Here is a 16,153-nt window from a genome sequence, read left to right as displayed (position 1 = left end):
AAAAAAAGCCCCTGCGCACAGAGGGACCCAGCGGAAGCCGGACGGGAATGTCATTCCTGGACGGCTTTTCGTTTGGCCGGGAATCGAGTGCGAGGGGGAGCTCAATAACGCCGGGTAACGGCCGGACACCGGGATTTATGCCGGTTCCGGCCTGTCTGCGTCTGCGGCGGGGCATGTGCGGCGGGACGGGTTTAGTCCGCCGATTTTTTGAGCGGAACGGTCCAGTCCGCCGCGCCGATCCAGCTTGCATTGCTGAACTCCCGGCCGCGTACGCGAACCTCGTGCTCGTAAACCTGGATGTACATTCCCTGAGACAATACTTTGGAGCGGCTGCGCCCTACAGTGGAGTTGCTGAACCAGTGAAAGGTGGCGTGGCGGGTATAGTGATTGGCCGTAAAATCGCGATGCGTGTGGCCCGAGAATACGAATACGTTAGGATAAGGGGCAAGAATAGCGCGAAGCTCGTTGGCCCGGATTACCCGGTGAGTGCCGCCGTCGGAGCCTTCCTGCGGAAGAGGCTGGTGAATCATGACGAGCACAGGGAGATGTTTCTCCAGTTTCGCCAGCTCGGTTTTCAGCCAGGCCAGCTGGGCATCCGAGTACCAGGCTCCTTCGCCGACCTCGGGTCTTTCCTGCACGTAGGCTTCCTGGGACAGCAGGAACACCGGAATCCCGCCGGCTTCAAACTTGCCGTAAGGGCGCTCGGTTTTCATAAAAGCCTGAAACCGCTGCCTCGACTGCGCATCCGTTTTACCGTTGGGCTGCGTTTCCGTGGCGAAGCTTCCTTTGCCGTCAATCCAGATGTCGTAATAGTCGTGGTTGCCCATGTTGGCGTATAACGGAGGCAGCTTGAAGCCGCTGAGCACGCCTCTGAGCTGCTTATAATCGTTATCCGAGCCGTACTCGGTCAGATCTCCTCCCAGAATAAGCGCATTCCCGGGATGCTCCGGCTTTACGAGATCGGTAAGCGCTTTCCTAAGCTTATCGGAGGTCCCTGAATCATAAGGGGTGACGTGCAGGTCGCTCAGCAGCCAGAGTGATGCGAGGAGCTTTCCCGGGCCGGCAGGCACCGAAGCCGGAGTCCCGGATGGTCCGGGGGAAGCGGTGTTCAGCCCCGAACCCAGTTCCTTGGAAGCGCCGCGGGTAAAAAAAGAGTAGAAAGCGGCGGCGCCGAGAGAGGCCGCCGCAAAAGCACCCGCAAGGGAGCGGAGAAATTGCCGTCTGTTCATGTCTCACTTCCGTTCGGAGATAGTGGTGCCGGAACACGTAGTCTCCCTACTCATACGGATTACGGGCAAATCGGTTACACCTGCGGCGAGGAAAATCAGGCTATAGAACCGCTTTTTCGAAAACACGCCGTATTCTGCGGATTCCCTCGACGATCTCGTGTTCCCGGATCGAGGCGTACGTGAGTCTGAAAAATCCCTTTTTCATGCCGTAAATGCTTCCGGGCCACAGCATGACGCCTTCCTTTACAGCTAAATCGACCAATTGCTTGTCTTCCAAAGGCAGATTGAGTTTGAGCCAGACGTAATATCCCCCCGGTGCGTTATGATTTCCGCCGAAAACGGATACGTACGGAGAAAGCTCGCTTTGCAGTGTGCTGAGCATGGTGTTTCTTCTTGCCGTCAAAGCTTCGCGGATGGAGATCAGGGATTGAACGGACGAAGGGGAGGTCATGTAGAGCTGCGCGAGCCGTTCTCCCGAATGACTGGAGCTGTAACCCATACGGTTTTTGGTCTCGGCGAGTTTGTCGATTACCGGAGGGGGAGCGACAATCCAGCCGGTTCGCATGCCGGGTGTTGATATTTTGGACAACGTTCCGAGGTAGATGACGATCTTATCTCCTTCGGGCGACGCTTTTAAAGGCGGAACGGGCGGTGAGCCGGACAGATGAAGCAGGCCGTACGGATCGTCTTCCACGAGCGGAAGCCGGAGCTGTTCGCACAGATCGATAAGTTTGGCGCGGCGGGCCGGACTGAGCGTTGTTCCTGTCGGGTTCTGATAGGTGGGATTCGTAAAAACCATGCGGATGTTGTGCTTGTGAACCAGACGCGGCAGTTCGTCCGGGATCAGGCCGTGTTCGTCTACGGGAAGCGGGAACATGCGGATACCGGATGATGAGAAAACCTGCATCGCATAGATGTAGGAAGGCCCTTCGAGAGCGACTGCGTCTCCGGGCTGGAGAAGAGTGTTGGAAATGAGCTGGAGCGAATGTTTCACTCCTGATGTGACCAGGATGCTTTCGGGAGAAGCGGAGATGCCGGACCGGGTTTTCATAAAATCGGACAGGACGGCGCGCAAGGACGGTTCCCCCCGCTTATCCGAAAAATAGCTGTAGGCCTGCGTGTAGTCGATTTGGGCGGCGAGTTCGCCGAGCAGACCGAGCGGCATCAGATCCGGGGACAGCTCCCCTTTGATCATGTTTACGATACCGGGTATGGATGCGGCTTCGCCGATTTTGTCGGTTATGGCCGCGTTGGGATTGAAGAAACGCCGTCCCAGATAATGATCCCAATTCGGCGCGGTCTGGACGGTAGTTTCCCAGAGGCTTTCGCTGACCCGGGTTCCGCTGCCCTGTACCGAATAAACAAGTCCGGTAGCCCGGAGTTCTTCGTATGCGGCCGATACGGTGCTCCGGTTGACGGACAATTGGAGCGCAAGCTCTCTTTCTGTCGGAAGTCGGGTGCCTGGCGAGAGCTCTCCTTTTAAGATCTGTTCCTTGAAATACGTACAAATTTGACGAAATATAGGGGTATGATCATAGGGCCGCGGTTTCCAGCGCATATTCATGGCTAACCCTCCTTGTTTCGTTTATTATACCGCAAGAGGGGATTGGATGGGGAAAAAAACTGGGATTGGCTGGTGTGTCTACATAATTTAGGCGATATACTGAACTTACTCGCTACTACATGACGAGGGTGAAAGGAGTTAGATGCGTTTGCTGTTCAAAGAGAAAAAATATGCCTGGTTTCTGCTGGCATTCTTATGGGTATTCGGTTTTGTCGGATCTTTGGGCAGGTTCGTCATGGCCTATTATCAGAAGGACATTTCGGAAACGCTGGGCGTAGGACGAAGCTTTCTGGGCGCCACCTGGTCAACGGCCATTTTTATCGGCGCAATCAGCGCTCCGCTCGGCGGCTGGCTGATCGACAAGATCGGCTACAGGAAAGTCATGATTTATTCGGCGATCGCCAACCTTCTTTCGCTGGCTATCGTCCTGCTTTTCCGGAATCCCATCGGTTACTTCCTCGGGTTCGGATTAATTACAGGCATAGCGGGCATAGGGGCCTCGGCCAGCTATGTGCTGGTCGCGAACTGGTTCAAACATCACCGCGCCAAAGCGTTAATGATCATTGGCAGCGCGGGTTCGCTCGGATTGGCGGTGCTTACTCCCGTCCTTGTCAGCAACAAGAGCTGGCTGAACTGGACAACGGTATACACCGTGCTGTTTATTATCTCGCTCGCGTTTATTCCCTTGATTTTATTGATTGTCCGTTCCAACAAAGATGCGCCCGAAGAAGAGGCGCCGGCAGAACCCGTACAGGAATCATCGTCTTCTACAAATAAGGAACCCGGTGAAGAACAATCGCCGGCTCCCGCAGAACCTGTCTTTTCCCTGAAGAAAATGTCGGAAGGCTTCAAGGCTTTCCTGCTTTACCTGACCCGCCCGGTTATGCTGGTCATTATGTTCGCGCTCCTTACCTGCGGAATCAGCATGGGCACCGTCGAAATGAACCTGATGGCCATTCACCAGTTGGCCCACGTGTCGGATGGGATGATGTCCTCGTCCCTTAGTCTGCTCGGACTTCTGGAACTGGTGGGAGGAGTCACGTTCTCCATTCTTCTGGATTACATGCCGCGTGTCAAAGCACTTGCTTACTTATATTTCTTCCGCATCGCCGGTTTCGCGGTCCTGTTCTTCCACTTTGATTATTCCCCTATTCTCTTCTCGCTGATTTTCGGAGCGACATACCTGGGCGCCGTGCCTGGCGGTATTCTCGTTGCCGGAGAAGCACTGAATGAAGGGAAGAAACAAATCGGCCTGCAGACGGGTATTCTCCTGCTCATTCATCAGTTGGGCGGAGTCGTTGCGGCAATTGCCGGCGGCCTCAACTATGACCTTGCGCATAACTATCAGTTCCTGATCGCGGTCAACGTCGTTTTCAGCTTAGCCGCTTCCGCGGGATATTTTGTCCTTTACCGCAAAGGAATCGGGGTCAAGAAAGCTCCTGTTCTTACCAGTGAAGTCGGCGCCTGATAAGAAACTTTCAAGAGAGGCGGGAAACTGCTCCCGCTTCTGCTTGACCGGCGGTCTAAGCCCCAGCTTGACGTTTGCCTTACCGTAAGAGTTCGTGCTTCGATCTTTCTGTGCCGTCGGTGTTTTTCATGGTGTGCACTGGAGATATATAGTCTATGAGACAACACTGAGAAGATGAAGAAAGTGAGGTGTCGGCATAGGCAGCCCTTTTTTTTAAGCACAAAATGGATATTAATAGAAAACCAAGGAGTTGATATTAAAACATGAAAATAATACCAAGGTACGATGAAGATTTTTTTAACTGTGTGGAAAGTCATTACGTCAGCTATTGGAAAGAAGAAGGCATTCCGGTTGAATATATGTTTTACGGCGCTTTGGAAGATACCAGTCACGTCTACGAACATTTTATCGAAAAAAAGAGCAACCGCTGGCTTTTTCATGAGAAAAAACGCGTTTTGGACGATATTCATCATTTCGGCCTGACATTACGCCAGGAGAGAATCGAAACGTTCCAAGAAGCGGAGCCGAAAATTATCGAAGCGCTGGATGAGGGGAAAATCGTGTTTTTCTTCATCAACGGGTACTATTTCAAACACCGCACCTTTACTTATCTCCAAAAGCATGAAGCCCACTGCATGATGATTTCCCAGCTCAGCCACGAGGGCGGAAAGAAATGGTTTATTCAAGACCACTCCCAGCCGGATTTCTTCGACTACTACCCCCATGAAACGGTTGAAAAAGCCTATGACGATAACCCCGTAGAACAATTTGTCAAAGAAATCATGATTTTCGACATCGACCGCGAACGGGCGGCCAATCCTGAACTGGATCAAATCAAAGCGAAATTCGAGCTCTGGGTCCACGAATGCCGCGACGATTTCAAATTTTACCAGCAGACTATCGACTTTCTGGAGGCCAATCGCGCGGACTTCTCCAAGGCGGAAGAAGAGCTGGAGGCCTACCAAAATGCGTTTTTCTTCCTTTACAGCGCCCGGCTGCTGTTCAGCCGCTTCCTCGATGTCATGAACGTTGAAACCTCCATCCGCGAATCTTTAAATGAAAGCATCCAATTGACCGACAGAATCCGCAAACTGATCACCAACTACAAAATCCTAGGGAAAATCAGTGTTCCCAAAATTACGGAAGCATGCGGCAGACTCTACGAAATCGAACCTCAAATGATCCAGACCCTAAAAGAAGAGCTGTTGACACAAAAAATATAGGAGGAGTCAACTTTTATGAATCCAATCGAGCACAAAATCAGAGAAATTCTTACACAGGCGGACATCGCCGTCGACCAGATCGGAAGCAATGACGATATGACCACAATGGGGCTTAACTCGTTAACCCTGATTAAATCGATGCTGGAGATCATTAAGTTTTACGATCTCGAAATCGACGAAGAAAGCGTGGAGTTTTACAACATCAAAACGATTCAGAACATGGTGGACTTCGTGTCCGCGAATGTAGCCGAGAAAGCCAACGCTTAACAAAAAAACGGGGCTTTAAATAGGGAAGGGGCATTCAATTTAATGGAAAACACAGCAACAGCAAAACACTACGATGTGATTGTAATCGGGGCTGGAATCGCGGGAACGATCCTATCCGCCATATTGGCCAGACAACAGCTCAACGTGCTCGTCATCGATGCGGCCACTCATCCGCGTTTCGTGATCGGGGAATCTATGATTCCCGCCACATCTTTTATGATGCGGATTATGGCCGAACGCTACGATGTGCCGGAAATCATGCACTGCAGCACACTACCGTTTGTTCAAAATCATATCACATCGAATTCCGGAACAAAACGGAATTTCTCGTTCTTCTATCACCGTGAGGGAGAGGCCCAGAATCCGAAGGAAAGCACGCAGTTGCCGGTGCCTAATATTCCTTACGGACCCGAGGCCCACTTGTTCAGACAGGACACCGATGCCTACATGATGGCGGTGGCCATTAAATACGGCGCCAAAGTGAAGCAGAAGACGATGATCTCCGATATCGACATTCACGAGGACGGCGTAAACATCAAAACGACGGCGAACGAAGAGTTCAGCGCCAAGTATATCGTAGACGCCAGCGGCTTCAACTCCGTATTGGCGAAACGTCTCGGTCTGCGCGAAGAGCCGTCGCGGATGAAAACGAAATCCCGTTCCATTTTCACCCATATGGTAGGCGTAAAACCGTTCGACGAAATTACAAATAAGGACGAGCACAAGCTCCCCAACCGGATTCATAACGGTACGCTGCATCATATTTTTGACGGCGGCTGGCTGTGGGTCATCCCGTTCGACAACAACGCGAAATCGACGAGTATTCTTTGCAGCGTAGGTCTTCAATACGACCTGAATCGCAATCCGGACAACGTTTCGAACAAAAAGCCGGAGGAAGAATTTGCCGACTTCCTCGAAGCTTATCCCGATGTCAAAAAACAGTTCGAAAATGCTAAACCGGTAAGAGAATGGATTTCCAGCGGAGGCCGGCTTCAATATTCCGCAAGCAAGGTTATCGGCAAGCGCTTCTGTCTGCTGGCACACGCTTCCGCATTTATCGACCCGCTGTTTTCCAGGGGCCTTGCCATTACGACGGAAACGATCAACTCGCTCGCCCAGCGGTTAATCGACGCCGTAAGGGAAGACGACTTCAACGAAGAACGCTTCGAACCGGTTTCCCGTGTCATTCAGCAATCCTACGACACGAACGATCGTCTCGTTTCCTGCTCGTACACCGCTTTCCGTGATTTTAACCTCTGGAATGCCTGGTACCGCGTATGGGCGCTCGGACAAGCTTTTACTTCTCTTCGTCTGACTCAAGTCCTCTCCAAATTCTACAAAGAGAGAGACATGCAAATTTTACTTGATATCGAGAAAGCTCCTTACATCGGATCCTTGTGCGTGGACTTTGCGGAGTTCCAGCCTCTGTTCGAAAAGGTGGCCTCGACAGTGGAAGCGGTCCGCGATCACGGTCTTTCCCCGGAGGAAGCGACCAAGCGGATTTACGGCTATTACGAAGAAGTGCAGAGCTTCATTCCAGACCAGTACGAATTTTTGAACCCGGAGAGACGCTTTATTTCCAAAATGGATATGCTTTCCCTCTATGAAGTCGTCATGTGGGGGGCGCAGCAGGCGCCGGATACGATCCGTAAACTGTATTTCGATATCGACGAATCTTTCCTGAAGGGAACGAAGGAGCCTGCTTCCAATGAGGTTCCCGTTACGACGGTATGACGTCGGGAGGCTGTAAATCATGCATCTTCTTCTCAATGTAATAGTCGCTCTGATTCTCATTCTTACGTCTGCGCGGATTATGGCGAGAGTGGCGGTCATGCTGAGATTTCCTTCTGTAATCGGGGAAATGGTAGCGGGGATTCTTCTGGGACCCACCTGCTTCATGTATTTCTTTCCCGAGATCAGCAAATCGGTATTTAATGCGGATGTCGGCAATGCGATCTACATTTTAAGCAATTTCGGCTTGTGCTTGTACATGCTGCTCGTCGGTATGGAAATGAAAGGCATCGACCGGAAATCGTTCCGGCAGGCCGGCTTGCTCGCTTCATCGGGAATTATTCCTCCCTTTCTGCTTGGGGGAGGAATCTCCCTCTTCCTGTATGCGTCCCTTGCGCAGCAGCAGATTACCCAGCTCGAATTTTTCCTGTACATGGGCGTCGCTTTATCCATTACCTCGATTCCCATGCTGGCGAGAATCCTCGAAGAGGAGAAGCTGCTTCAGTCTCGTTTCGCCTCGCTTACTCTGCTGGCGGGAAGTATAGACGATGTGATCTCTTGGTGCATTCTGGCTGTTGTCATCGTCATGGTACAGGCCAAAAATATGTTCTCGGGAATGTCTACTCTGTTGTACACCGTTTTGTTCGTTCTGGTTGTGCTGTTTGTCGTCAAACCGCTCATGGAACGCTTTGGCGCAAAGGTTCAGAAAGCCGGTTTTTTGTCGCACGGAGGATTGGCTTTAGTGCTGTTATTGACTTTGGGCGCGAGTTTCGTCACGGAATACATCGGCATTTATGCCGTCTTCGGCTGTTTTATTCTGGGACTGGCCATGCCGCGAAGCGAAGTGTTTCTCAACGAAATGAACTTCAAAATCAGGGACATTACCGTCGTCTTTTTTCTCCCGCTTTATTTCGCCTATTCGGGTATGAAGACGAATCTGCTGGACCTGTTCAGCGCCGATATGCTGTTGCCGTTCCTTATCCTGCTGCTTTGCTCCATTCTGGGCAAATACGGCGGATGCACGCTGTATATGAGAAAGATCGGATTCAGCTGGAGGGAAGCATCCGCAGTCGGCGGCTTGATGAATGCCAGAGGTCTGATGGAGCTGGTCGTCATCAACATAGGGATGACTTACGGAATCATTACGCCTAAGCTGTACGCCATGCTCGTACTGATGGCGCTTGTTACTACCGCTCTCGCTATGCCGATCTATTATTTCTCCATGGGGACCAAGTCTCGTGCGGCTTCGGCGGTATTCCCTCCTAAAGTCCAGTACCGTACAGAGGACGGGGGATAGGAACATCAATCTGAAGAAGGTGGGAAAACGATGAATATTCAAGACAAAATCAAACAATTTATTATGGAGGCCTCGGACGGAAATGTGACGCCGGAGGATCTGGAAAGAGTGGGCGACGACATCGGAAGATTGGGATTGGATTCCCTGGCGAAGATCAAAATCGTCGTTCTGCTGGAAGAAGCTTACGATATTGAAACTGAAGTGGAGGAAATCAGTCCGGAAGTGCTCAATTCCATTTCCCGTCTGGCGGAATTCATCGAGCAGGAAGTCCAGAAAATTTCTGTATAACGCTCTTTAATCATTCTTCAACCGGAAGGGGACTAAAATCAGTGAGCCAGTTTATTGAAGAGATGGTTTATGCCTCTCAAATTTTGTACCTGGAGGGGCATAACGACATTAACAACGGGCAAATTTCCTACCGTGATCCTGAATCGGGAAATATCTGGATCCGGAAAGGGTTCCTGGGCTGGGAAGAAACGACGCCGGATGATTTTATCCTTATCGATTCCGAAGGCAACCGTTTGAAAGGAGAGGGGCATATTCCCTCGGAATGGCCGCTTCACACAGAAGCCTACAAAGCGAGGGCGGACGTGAACTGCATTATCCATTCGCATCCCCCGTATTCCATGATTTTCAGTGCCACGGATTTGGACCTTCGTCCGGTCACGCACGATGCTACGCCGATTATGAATACACAGCGGTTTACGCTGACTACAAATACGGTAACGAATCCGAATATTGCGGCACAGGTAGCCGAGTCGCTCGGTAAAAGCAACACGCTGCTGCTCAAAAACCACGGGCTGGTCGCAGCCGGCAAAACGATTCCGGAAACCGTCTGCTGGGCGGCCGTTCTGGAGAATGCTTGCAAACTTCAGCTTATCGCCGAATCGACAGGTGTTCCTTACACATGGACAGAAGGCCATGAGATCAAAATGAAAAGCAAAATCATCTTTGGCGCGACAGCGATCCGGGAATACTGGGCCTACTGGTGCAGGAAGGCAGACCGGCATTTCAATCCCCATTCCAAAAATCATTTGGTAGGAGTGTAACATGACCAATCAATTGTTAACTCAAGAAGATGTTCTGTCCATTTTCTACAATTTAAAAGGCCGGGAATACGTGGGAAGCAAATTTTCCAAATCTCCACGTCCGGAAAGACATAAAAACTTCGAGGGACCCTATACCCGCCTGAAAACATCCGTTTTTAACAAAACCAATGAAGATATGCTGCCCAAGACAGGGTTAAGCATTCTGGAGCAGGTGCTGCTCAGCTCTTTCAGTGTCACGTCGGTAAAATTTTACGGCTACCAGTCCGAAATGCTGTGGTCGTTCCCGTCTGCCGGAGGCTGCTATCCGGTCGATGTGTATGTTATTGTCCGTTCGCTGGACGGTGTGGAGCCGGGCATTTATTATTACTCGCCTCTCAATACTTCTCTTCATAAAATCGCCTGCGCGGATTCCCTTTTTCTGCTGGATGAAGCGATCCTTCCACAGGACCAGGACGCGGATTATTACATCATGGTTTCGGCCGTTCCTTGGCGCAGCTGCTGGAAATACTCCCATCGCGGCTACCGTTTCAGCTTCATCGACGCGGGCCATGTCCTGGCAAATTTCCAGACGATCTTCCATTCGCTCGGCGTAAATTTTACCACGTATACCGCATGCAAAGATCAGCATATCAAAACGCTGCTTCATCTGGACAGCCACGAGGAACCGGTGGGGATTATCGCCGTCAAGCAGCACGAAACCAAACCCCGGGCCGTGCAACAGGCCTATCGCGGGAACTATCAAAGCCGCTGCATCACTACGTTCGACAGCGGTTTGTCCGCTTTCGACTGGGAACCGATCCGGTTGTACCAGGAAAAGGTGCGCCAGTCTCTTCAGCATCAGCAGCCGTCTGAGGACTGGACGGTACGCCATCATATCCCGGCGGAGTGGAACGATTACAATGAGATGCTGCGTCTGATCATCGAACGCCGCTCCAGCTCCTCCTATCTGCCGGTTGAAATTCCGCGTCACGATTTCATTCGTCTGCTGGAATTTGTAAACAGCCTCGGTATGCCGATCCGCATATTCTGCGTTGTCCATGCCGTGGAGGGCATGATTCCGGGCACATATGAATTCAACGGCAGCGAGCTGAAAATGATCAAGGCCGGCGATTTCAGAGCCCGCTCGACTCAGCTTTGCTTCGATCAGGAATTCGTACACGATTCTTCGGTCCTGTTCTTCTTCGCGATCGATAAGTCCCAGGTGAATGACAAAAACTTTTACACGTATCAGCAAAGACTGGTAGATATGGGAATTCTGGCTCAAATGATCTACCTGAAGTCGGGAGAACTGAGGCTGGGTTACTCCGCCATCGGCGGTTATTACGACGAAGAAGCGAAGGAATTGTTTAACCTCGGGGAAAACATGGACCTGCTCTACTCCGGTACGCTGGGCAAAGATGACGTCAACTCCGCCTTCAAGGTTAAAATGGACCGCTACTATCTCAATAAACCGAAAGACAGCGAAGTGGTACAGGGTGATTCGCCGGCTCAAAACGAGCGCATCATCGACAAGCTGTATGAAGCGGTGCTGAAATACGGACCGAAAGAAGCGATCCGCTACGCGGATGAAAGCTATACGTACCACCAGTTCTGGAACCAGGTGGAGAAGACGGGCGCGTGGATCAAACAGCAGATTCCGAAGCAGTATCCCGTAGGGATTTCCATGAAGAACTGCCCGAACTATTTGTTCGCGTACTACGGCCTTCTTCTGGAAGGATATATCCCGATGCTGATCGATCACACCTTTACCCAGGATGAGGTGGACAACCTCTGCTCTTACTACAACATCGGATCGCTTCTTACACTTGACGGAGAGGGTCGGATTCAGGTTCAGCTTCGGGAAGAAAGCTTCGATTCGTTCGACGAAGACGAATTTGCGAATGTGGCGACCTGCCGCTTCTCCTCGGGTACGACAGGGCGGCCTAAATGCCTGATGTTCACTCATGATGCGGTGATTAATGCCGGAGTGAACTGGGCCAAGGCTTCCGGGATCACTTCCGCCGATAACGTGCAGGTAACCGCGCTGTTCCATAACGGACTCGCATTCAATACGTCCCTGCTTGCCGTATTCGTGTCGGGCGCCTGCCTGTTTATCGCGAAGCAGATTACACCGAAGTCGATCTGGGAAACGGTCATGAAGGAAAACATCTCGATTCTGGTCGCTTTCCCTGTCGTCTACGATTTGCTTAACAACTCCAAATATTGCAAACCGGAGCACAGCCTCCGCTTGTGCTTGTCCTCTGCGGCTCCGCTGCATCATGCCGTGAAGCAGGCGTTTCTGGACAAGACCGGTATGGAAATTTGCGATTATTACGGCATCGTCGAGGCGGGTCCTTGTACGTTCAACAACGGCAGCAAGGAAGCTTCGCTCGGTACGCCGGTTCCCGGAGTCGATATCCGGATCGTGAACGAAGAGGGTTTTGCCGTTGCGGATGGTGAATCGGGCATTATTCAAGTCCGTTCCTCCTCCATGGCCAAAGGCTACTATAAAGCTTCCTTCCCGTTTGTCATATCGCCGGACGGCTATTATCAGACCACGGACAGAGGTTTTATCGAACACAACCACCTGTACATTAACGGCCGTTCTTCCGACATGATCAACGTCGCCGGCAAGAAGATGGACCCGCTTGAAGTGGAAAATGTCCTGCTGAAGCTGACCGGCGTCCAGGATGTGGCCGTTGTCGGTGTCATGAATGAGCGGAAGACGACCGAGTATCCGGTAGCCTTCGTCGTACTTGATCCGGGTGTGACGATCGACGATCTTATCGCACACTGCCAGCAGTATCTGGCTCCTTTCAAGCTGCCGCAAAAATTCGTTACGGTAGATAGCATTCCGCGCAGCGGGGTCGGCAAAATCAAACGCAAGGAATTAGCGGATTCACTGTCATAAGCAAAACTCCCGCACCGGCGGGGAAACACCGCCGGTGCTCCATAAAACGCATAAATGAGGGATAAACATGCTCGTTTTACAAGATTACATTCAAAAGTCCTTTGCGGACCGCATCGGCGGAGACAAGTTCGGCAAAGGAAACGAGGTTTATAAATTCGAGAAAATTAAGCGCGCGAAGGCTCAAGCATTAAAGGAAAAACCGGGTATCCCCATTATCGACATGGGATTAGGGGAGCCGGACTGGATGGCCGACAAGGAGGTCGTTAACGTTCTCTCCACGGAAGCGGCCAAACGGGAGAACCGGTTCTACTCGGATAACGGGTCGTTCGAATTCAAGGAGGCGGCTGCCGCTTATATGGAGCGGATTTACGGTGTAAAGGGGCTTGATCCGGCGACCGAAATCAATCACTGTATCGGCTCTAAGCCTGCCCTGGCCCAGATTCCGGCTGTTTTCATCAATCCGGGAGATATTACGCTGATGACCGTGCCGGGCTATCCGGTTATAGGCACCCACACCCAGTGGCTTGGCGGTGAAGTGGTCAAGATGCCGCTGCTGGAGGAGAACGGCTATTTGCCCGATCTCAGTGCCTTGTCCGACGAGGTGAAGAAAAGAGCGAAGCTGCTCTATTTGAATTACCCGAACAATCCGACCGGCGCCGTGGCTACCCGGGCGTTTTATGAAGAAGTCGTCCGCTTCGCCAAAGAAAACGAGATTATCGTCGTCTCCGATGAAGCTTACGCGGCCTTGACGTTCGACGGTGAACCTCCACTGTCGTTCCTGTCCGTCCCGGGGGCCAAAGACGTGGGCGTTGCCATCCAGTCCTTGTCGAAGGCGTTTAACATGACAGGCTGGAGACTAGGTTTCGTAGCCGGCAACGAGCTTGTTCTTAAGGCATTTTCTTATGCGAAAGACAATCACGATTCCGGGCAGTTTCTCGCGATTCAGAAGGCAGGCGTCTACTGTCTGAATCATCCGGAAATTACGGAGGCTACCGCCGCCAAATATTCCAGACGGCACGGTCTTCTGGCTGAAGCTTTAGGCTCGGTCGGTTTTAAAGTGCAGAAGCCCAAAGCGACCTTCTATTTGTATGCGCAGGCTCCCAAGGGAATAGAAGACGGCCCCCGGTTCGACAGTGCGGAGGACTTTTCCCAATATCTCATTACCGAAAAACTCATCTCCACCGTGCCATGGGACGACGCAGGCGCTTACGTGCGTTTCTCCGTCACGTTCGAAGCGGAAGGCGAAGAGGAAGAAAGAGCATTGATCGACGAACTGAAATCGAGGCTGCACGGACTCCGGTACATCTGGTAATCCCGGCGCAGAGGCAGCATGGACAGGACAGAAGGCTGCCCTCAATTTGAAGAAGGAGTGAAGGCGCGTGAAAACGGGAACTAAAGTGCTGCCTGTGGAGATACCTCCCATCCATGGACGCATGTATTACGCGTTTCCTTTGAGCATACTCGGTCCGGCCGGATCTTATATGCCCTGGATGCTCAATAATTTTATACAGCTGCAGGCTTATTCGCTGACCAGGACCCGGGAAGAGCAAGTCGCGGAAATCCGTTTCTATAACGCGGACGAGCCCGGCTGTTTCAGTGAAGTGCTGACAATAGTGCCGGAGGCGGCGGGAAAAGAGCAGGACATTCACCGGCAGGCGGTGGAAGCCATTGACCGGGGCCAATACGTGTATGCCTATGTAGATAAATATTATGTGGCGGACAACCCTTTCCACGGAAAAAAACACGTTATCCAGGAAGCGCTGATCTATGGATACGATCTGGAGGAGCAAACATTTCAGATTCTCGGCTTTAACAAAAGCAGACTGTTCGCTTCTTCAACCGTCCCTTTCGCCGACATTGCCAAAGGGATCGTCCACTCTCCCGTTACGGATGTTTTCCTGTTGAGGGCGAGAGAAGATTTCAATCCGGAGTTCCAACTGGACAAGGTGATTCCGCTTCTGACCCAGTATGTAGACTCGGCGGATAAGCATACCGGTCTTGCACTCCCCGAGCGTTCTCAACTGGTGTTCGGACTCGACGTATACAAAAGCGCTGCGGAGTCTTTGAGGTGCATTCTGGACAGAGAAGGTGCTGTCGTTACGAATATCGCGTACCTCCATATCCTCTGGGAGCACAAGAAAGTCATGGGAGTCCGGCTTCAATACATGCAGGAGCATGGGATAGCCGTACATTCCGGTCTGGACATCGTACAGGAAGCATACAAGCAAATGGAACAGGAATTGTTCAACTTGAGAAACAAATTGCTCAAATACGAGCTCACCCAAAGCGCGCGTCTGATCGAACAGATCATACAAAGTCTCGATACGATGGCGCTGAAAGAAAAGCAGGTTCTGGAACTTTGGCTGGAAAGACTGGCTATGATACCGGGCTGATATTCATCTCGATTAAGAAGGGAGCGCGCTGCGTTGACGTATAACCAATCTCTCCGCCCGTTTAACGACTTCTGGATGAACTGCGTGTCGAACACGGTCTATTCCATTGCCGTCTCAAACGATTCCAGCTACCGGACGGCTGCTTATCTGAACCACTACACGTATCAGGTCGCTACGGATTCTTCATTCACTTATTTAACGATGGACCACCCGCTTAAGTATCAGAATGAGGTTTTTGATACGTTTATCCGAGAGTGGGAGCCTTACTTTTTCCGGAATCCGCAGGCAATCGGGGAAGAAATAGGCGAACTGCTGGATAGCGGTCAGCTCCCGGTCGTTCACGTGGATTTATTTCACTGGATTCCGAACTCGCTCGCCTGGAAACAGTACCACTGGTACCACTACTCCCTGATCACCGGTTACGATGCGGAGCGTTCGGTATACCGGGTGCTGGATGACGATATCAACGGCTTCCGGGATTTTGAAGTTCCTCCCGAACGTCTCCAGGAGGCTTTTATCAGCTCGCAGACGGAGAATAATCCGGCTTATCAGGAGCCTCCATGTTCTCTGATCCGGCTGAAGGACCAGATTCCGCCTTACGAATTCAAGCTTTCCGATTTGAGCCGTCATGCGGAAAGGCTGATCGGAGAGTTGGACAACCTGCAGACGGAGCATTTGTGGGAGGGAACGCCGGAACCGGACAAGTTTGAAGAGAGCATGACCAACGGACTGGTCGGCGTCAATATTATCGAAAGCAGACAGGCGGGAAACCGGCTTATGCTGCGCTATTTACTGGATGCAGGGTTCATCCGGGAAGCTGATTTTCAGACGCTTGACCAGGAGCTGGAGGAATTGGCCCTGGGCTGGTTCCAAGCGAAAAATGTGTTTATCAAAGCGAAATTTTCGCTGAAAAGAAGGTTTAACCGAGATCAGCTCATGACCCTGGCCGTGCCGCTTCTTTACCGGGAGAGAAATTTCTGGTCGGCGCTTCTCGAAAGCACCGGCGCCGCAGCACTCTCCAAGGAATCTTAGGAAGGCGGTC

Annotated in this window: 13 protein-coding genes; 11 read left to right on the top strand and 2 right to left on the bottom strand. The window is 51.6% G+C overall.

Annotated features, from left to right (window positions below; genetic code table 11):
• Positions 1-191: 191 nt before the first annotated feature.
• Both AC2TF6_RS22545 and AC2TF6_RS22540 read right to left on the bottom strand, forming a co-directional pair.
• Positions 192-1,229, bottom strand: a complete 1,038-nt coding sequence (locus AC2TF6_RS22545) for a metallophosphoesterase family protein (RefSeq protein ID WP_491308585.1) — start codon at positions 1,227-1,229, stop codon at positions 192-194.
• Positions 1,230-1,329: 100 nt separating this feature from the next.
• The gene (locus AC2TF6_RS22540) at positions 1,330-2,793 is read right to left on the bottom strand and encodes an aminotransferase-like domain-containing protein (protein WP_491308584.1); all 1,464 of its coding nucleotides are present in this window, start codon (positions 2,791-2,793) and stop codon (positions 1,330-1,332) included.
• Between the two features lie 142 nt (positions 2,794-2,935).
• Here AC2TF6_RS22540 and AC2TF6_RS22535 point away from each other — a divergent pair, with 142 nt between their 5' ends.
• The 11 genes from AC2TF6_RS22535 (at position 2,936) to AC2TF6_RS22485 (ending at position 16,143) form a co-directional block, all read left to right on the top strand.
• Positions 2,936-4,261, top strand: coding sequence for an MFS transporter (locus AC2TF6_RS22535; protein ID WP_491308583.1), 1,326 nt, complete (start codon positions 2,936-2,938; stop codon positions 4,259-4,261).
• Positions 4,262-4,524: 263 nt separating this feature from the next.
• Entirely contained in the window at positions 4,525-5,484 is a 960-nt protein-coding gene (locus AC2TF6_RS22530) for a hypothetical protein (protein WP_491308582.1), read from the top strand.
• A gap of 15 nt (positions 5,485-5,499) precedes the next feature.
• Positions 5,500-5,751, top strand: a complete 252-nt coding sequence (locus AC2TF6_RS22525) for an acyl carrier protein (RefSeq protein ID WP_009677159.1) — start codon at positions 5,500-5,502, stop codon at positions 5,749-5,751.
• A gap of 42 nt (positions 5,752-5,793) precedes the next feature.
• On the top strand, positions 5,794-7,485 hold the full coding sequence (locus AC2TF6_RS22520; RefSeq protein WP_491308581.1) for an NAD(P)/FAD-dependent oxidoreductase: 1,692 nt from the start codon (positions 5,794-5,796) through the stop codon (positions 7,483-7,485).
• Between the two features lie 19 nt (positions 7,486-7,504).
• Entirely contained in the window at positions 7,505-8,779 is a 1,275-nt protein-coding gene (locus AC2TF6_RS22515) for a cation:proton antiporter (protein WP_491308580.1), read from the top strand.
• A gap of 30 nt (positions 8,780-8,809) precedes the next feature.
• Complete coding sequence (locus AC2TF6_RS22510; protein WP_009677174.1) at positions 8,810-9,067, top strand: acyl carrier protein; 258 nt, start codon at positions 8,810-8,812, stop codon at positions 9,065-9,067.
• 41 nt (positions 9,068-9,108) lie between these two features.
• Positions 9,109-9,828: a class II aldolase/adducin family protein gene (locus AC2TF6_RS22505; protein WP_491308579.1), complete on the top strand. Its 720-nt coding sequence runs from the start codon at positions 9,109-9,111 to the stop codon at positions 9,826-9,828.
• Position 9,829: 1 nt separating this feature from the next.
• The gene (locus AC2TF6_RS22500) at positions 9,830-12,718 is read left to right on the top strand and encodes an AMP-binding protein (protein WP_491308578.1); all 2,889 of its coding nucleotides are present in this window, start codon (positions 9,830-9,832) and stop codon (positions 12,716-12,718) included.
• Positions 12,719-12,785: 67 nt separating this feature from the next.
• Positions 12,786-14,030, top strand: coding sequence for an LL-diaminopimelate aminotransferase (locus AC2TF6_RS22495; RefSeq protein ID WP_491308577.1), 1,245 nt, complete (start codon positions 12,786-12,788; stop codon positions 14,028-14,030).
• 67 nt (positions 14,031-14,097) lie between these two features.
• Positions 14,098-15,111, top strand: a complete 1,014-nt coding sequence (locus AC2TF6_RS22490) for a hypothetical protein (RefSeq protein WP_491308576.1) — start codon at positions 14,098-14,100, stop codon at positions 15,109-15,111.
• Between the two features lie 33 nt (positions 15,112-15,144).
• The gene (locus tag AC2TF6_RS22485) at positions 15,145-16,143 is read left to right on the top strand and encodes a cysteine peptidase family C39 domain-containing protein (RefSeq protein WP_491308575.1); all 999 of its coding nucleotides are present in this window, start codon (positions 15,145-15,147) and stop codon (positions 16,141-16,143) included.
• Positions 16,144-16,153: the final 10 nt, after the last annotated feature.

Source organism: Paenibacillus sp. JNUCC 35, assembly GCF_058269095.1.
Note: the sequence above shows the minus strand (reverse complement) of the source record. Positions and strands in the feature narration are given on the sequence as shown.

Bases quoted from the DNA above. Each gene is read 5' to 3' on its own strand.
- AC2TF6_RS22545 (WP_491308585.1), bottom strand. From the start codon at position 1,229: ATGAACAGACGGCAATTTCTCCGCTCCCTTGCGGGTGCTTTTGCGGCG.
- AC2TF6_RS22540 (WP_491308584.1), bottom strand. From the start codon at position 2,793: ATGAATATGCGCTGGAAACCGCGGCCCTATGATCATACCCCTATATTT.
- AC2TF6_RS22535 (WP_491308583.1), top strand. From the start codon at position 2,936: ATGCGTTTGCTGTTCAAAGAGAAAAAATATGCCTGGTTTCTGCTGGCA.
- AC2TF6_RS22530 (WP_491308582.1), top strand. From the start codon at position 4,525: ATGAAAATAATACCAAGGTACGATGAAGATTTTTTTAACTGTGTGGAA.
- AC2TF6_RS22525 (WP_009677159.1), top strand. From the start codon at position 5,500: ATGAATCCAATCGAGCACAAAATCAGAGAAATTCTTACACAGGCGGAC.
- AC2TF6_RS22520 (WP_491308581.1), top strand. From the start codon at position 5,794: ATGGAAAACACAGCAACAGCAAAACACTACGATGTGATTGTAATCGGG.
- AC2TF6_RS22515 (WP_491308580.1), top strand. From the start codon at position 7,505: ATGCATCTTCTTCTCAATGTAATAGTCGCTCTGATTCTCATTCTTACG.
- AC2TF6_RS22510 (WP_009677174.1), top strand. From the start codon at position 8,810: ATGAATATTCAAGACAAAATCAAACAATTTATTATGGAGGCCTCGGAC.
- AC2TF6_RS22500 (WP_491308578.1), top strand. From the start codon at position 9,830: ATGACCAATCAATTGTTAACTCAAGAAGATGTTCTGTCCATTTTCTAC.
- AC2TF6_RS22495 (WP_491308577.1), top strand. From the start codon at position 12,786: ATGCTCGTTTTACAAGATTACATTCAAAAGTCCTTTGCGGACCGCATC.